Annotated in this window: 1 protein-coding gene; it reads right to left on the bottom strand. The window is 42.5% G+C overall.

All coding sequences use genetic code 11. The annotated features are described in order from the left end of the window. On the bottom strand, positions 1-275 hold a 275-nt coding region (locus AAEY83_RS14745), incomplete at both ends, for an ISAs1 family transposase (protein ID WP_351060053.1).

The following is a 275-nucleotide window of genomic DNA, read 5'->3' as shown; positions in this document are numbered from 1 at the left end:
CTTTCAACCTGCCAGTGGCTACGTACCGCATTGAGCGATTGCTCTGCATCTAGTGCCAACGAACTAATATACCAACGGGTTTCTATAGTGTCTGTACCCGCCGATTTATCGTGAACTTGTGCGGTGACTTGAATAACACTCTTTAAACCATACCATTGGTAAGTTTTGCCTAACCAACTTTTATCAATAAGTAATTGCTGACAAGTTCTTGTTTCAATGCGCCCATGCCCTGAGCTGATTTCGGCATGTTTATCATAGTTACTCTTGGTTAATCC

This window comes from Psychrobacter sp. TB20-MNA-CIBAN-0197, from assembly GCF_040309765.1.
Taxonomy (GTDB): domain Bacteria; phylum Pseudomonadota; class Gammaproteobacteria; order Pseudomonadales; family Moraxellaceae; genus Psychrobacter; species Psychrobacter submarinus.
The sequence above is the reverse complement of the archived record's forward strand: the minus strand, read 5'-3'. Positions and strand labels throughout refer to the sequence as shown.